This window comes from Paenibacillus sp. P4_E11, from assembly GCF_056401635.1.
On record NZ_JBFUIX010000290.1, the window covers coordinates 1 to 3007 of the forward strand.

Annotated in this window: 3 protein-coding genes; 1 reads left to right on the forward strand and 2 read right to left on the reverse strand. The window is 41.1% G+C overall.

The annotated features are described in order from the left end of the window. Positions 1-658: aminotransferase class V-fold PLP-dependent enzyme (locus AC1DWB_RS32965; RefSeq protein WP_477545315.1), on the reverse strand; the 658-nt coding region annotated here is incomplete at its 3' end. A 205-nt stretch (positions 659-863) separates the two neighbouring features. Here AC1DWB_RS32965 and AC1DWB_RS32970 point away from each other — a divergent pair. After that, a complete protein-coding gene (locus tag AC1DWB_RS32970; RefSeq protein ID WP_477545316.1) occupies positions 864-1475 on the forward strand; it encodes a TetR/AcrR family transcriptional regulator in 612 nt (203 codons plus the stop codon). Positions 1476-1603: 128 nt separating this feature from the next. On the opposite strand, the gene serC is transcribed toward AC1DWB_RS32970, so the two are convergent. Beyond that, positions 1604-2686 (reverse strand): 3-phosphoserine/phosphohydroxythreonine transaminase, encoded by a 1083-nt coding sequence (serC, locus tag AC1DWB_RS32975; RefSeq protein ID WP_477545317.1) that lies wholly within the window; start codon positions 2684-2686, stop codon positions 1604-1606. Positions 2687-3007: the final 321 nt, after the last annotated feature.

Consider the following 3007-nt stretch of genomic DNA (forward strand, 5'->3'; position numbering starts at 1 on the left):
AACCTACTGAGTGGCAAGCGTCAAAGCCAATAACAATACCTCTACGGTGTGCTTCATCGGTTAATCGTTTGATATCCAATATTTGACCACTACGATAAAGTACGGTGGGCAAGACGATTAAAGCGACTGTTTCGTCCATTGCTTCGATAATGTCATCTTCTTCTAAAAAGCGGCCATCTCGGCTTTTCACGCGAATAAGTTGTGTATCGGGATCATATCCATGAATCCGTAACTGGCTTTGAAGAGCATAAATATCGGATGGAAATGTTAGTTCATCTGCTAAAATTTTTGTGCGTTTTCCTTCTGGCATATAAAACGTAGATACAAGCTGATGCAGATTTACTGTTGTAGAACCAGTCACAATGACTTCTTCAGCTGAACCTCCTACTAACGGAGCAAGTTTCTCTCCTAGCTCTTCCGCCATAAAGAACCATGGATGTTTCCCCTGCGTCCAGCCATCGATTCCATATTCCTTCCAATCCTCTAAAGATTCCAAGAGAGTCCTTTCCGCTCTTTTCGAAAGAAGACCCAACGAGTTCCCATCCATATAAATGTATCCTGGCTTTAAATAAAACTCTTCTCGAAAATGCGCAAGAAAATCTTCCTCATCCAATTCTTTCGCATATCGTAAAGTTACATCAAAGTTTTTCAAAAGCATCATGATTCTCCCCTTTACAGATGATAATAAAGCGCTTTCTCCAATGAATATGACATAGTGTCAATAACATTATCCATTTAAATATGACATGATGTCAATAATATTTTTAATCCAATTTTTAACACACGCACCCACCTGGTGATATCCCTTTCCTTTTCATAATAATTCATATATTCTAGAGATAATGAGTAGTGGGGGAATAGGAATGAATCATAATATAGAGGATAAAAGACATTTACGATCGCTGAAAACACGTAAAAAATTATTAGAAGCCGCAAGAGAAGTTTTTCTTCAAGAAGGTTTTCAAAAAGCAACGATCTCGCAAATGATTAACAAAGCGAGTATCGGATACGGAACGGCATATGTACATTTTGGTGGAAAAGAAGATCTATTAATCGTATTGATGGAGGGTGTCATGGAGCAATTTTTTGAAATTGCCGAGATCTCCTTCCTGCCCAATTCGAAACAAGAAGCTGAGGAAATCATTCGTAAACAAGCGAATGCTTTTTTGAAAATGGCTGAAGCTGAACGGGATATGATGCAAGTCTTCGCACAGGCAATTGGGGTATCTTCTTTAGTTTCGGATAAATGGAAAGCCATACGGGAAAAATTTATTCAGCGTATTTCAAAAGACGTTGCCTACGCACAACAAAACGGGTTAGCTAGACCCGAAGTTAATCATGAGATTGTGGCACGAGGTTGGTTTTTTACGAACGAAATGTACCTATGGGAAATTGTCCGGGACGAACACCATAGTTCTGTCGAGGAGATCGCTAGAACGATCACTTCTGTCTACGTCACAGGACTTTATCTATAGTGTTGGATTAACTTGAGGATTCAACGCAGCCGAGTTGGCTGCGTTGTTTATGTTAGGTGGAAAATTGCCCCCTGAATATAAGGCATGACGGAAATCACTCGCGGGATAAGTTTCGAGAGTGATGTTCTTCACCCATTACGCAGTTGAAAATCAACCATGAACTCAGCAAGAGCTTTACAAGCATGATAAGGAACAGCGTTATATGCGGATGCACGTAATCCCCCAACACTTCGATGGCCAGCCAACCCATCAAAACCATTAGATTCGGATTCCTGAACAAAACGCTTTTCCAATTGTTCATCAACCATGCGCCATGTGATATTCATCATGGAACGAAACGGTTTTTCAATAAATCCTTTGTAAAATCCCCCGCTACTATCAATCACATCATAAAGAAGGTTAGCTTTCTGGATATTCACCTTCTCCATTTCTGCGGTCCCTCCCTGCTGTTTTACCCATTCCAGTACAAGTTTCATCATAAAAATGGAATGAACCGGGGGTGTATTGTAAAGTGAATGATGTTGAGCGTATGTTTTGTAATTTAGAATCGTCGGAATGGGGTTCACACATTCTTTCAACAAGTCATGGCGAATGACCACAACGGTTGCACCGGCGGGTCCAAGATTTTTTTGAGCTGAAGCATAAAACATTGAAAACTCGTTAAATTCCACCTTCCGGCTAAGAAGATCGCTGGTCATGTCTCCAATAAGAGGTACAGATCCAGTGGAAGGAAATGCCTGGAATTGCGAACCCTCGATCGTATTATTGGTCGTGATGTGGAGGTAAGCAGTCTCCGCCTCCAATCGGATAGCATTCAAATCAGGAAGGCTGCTCCAATTTTGTTGTTTACTACTCGCTACAATTTTCGCATTACCTATGGTTTGAGCTTCTTGATAAGCCTTCTCCGAAAAACTCCCCGAAAGAACATAGCATCCAATCCTTTTAGTCGACATCAAATTCAACGGTACCATAGCAAACTGCATGCTTGCGCCACCACTCATAAACAATACTGAATAATTCGAATTCAGACCTAAAATCTCAAGCATGATCTGCTGGGTCTCCTCGAAGAGTTGCTCCACAACCTTACTACGATGAGACATTTCCATAATGGACATTCCATTCCTGTACTCAATAAATCGATCCTGTGCTTGAGTCAAGACTTCAATAGGAAGAGCTGCCGGACCCGCATTAAAGTTGTTTATACGATACATTTTTTCGAACCTCCTTCAATTTATGAAAACACAAAAACGCCCCTCGTCTATTGGGACGAGGAGCGTTTGCTCGCGGTGCCACCCAACTTGATCGAACATTACGAGTTCGATCCTCTTGGTTCCGCGATAACGGTCGGGGCCGGCTAACTTAGGAACATCATTCGCATGATGCTCTTGACGGAAACGCCTCCGAGTTGGATGCTCATCATGGGCATAATTCAATTATTCATATTATATTTAGTAAAACCTACCACTAATATTTTGTCAATCAAATCTTATTTATCATAAGGCCCAATACGTTTCTTCGGAAGAGGATATATC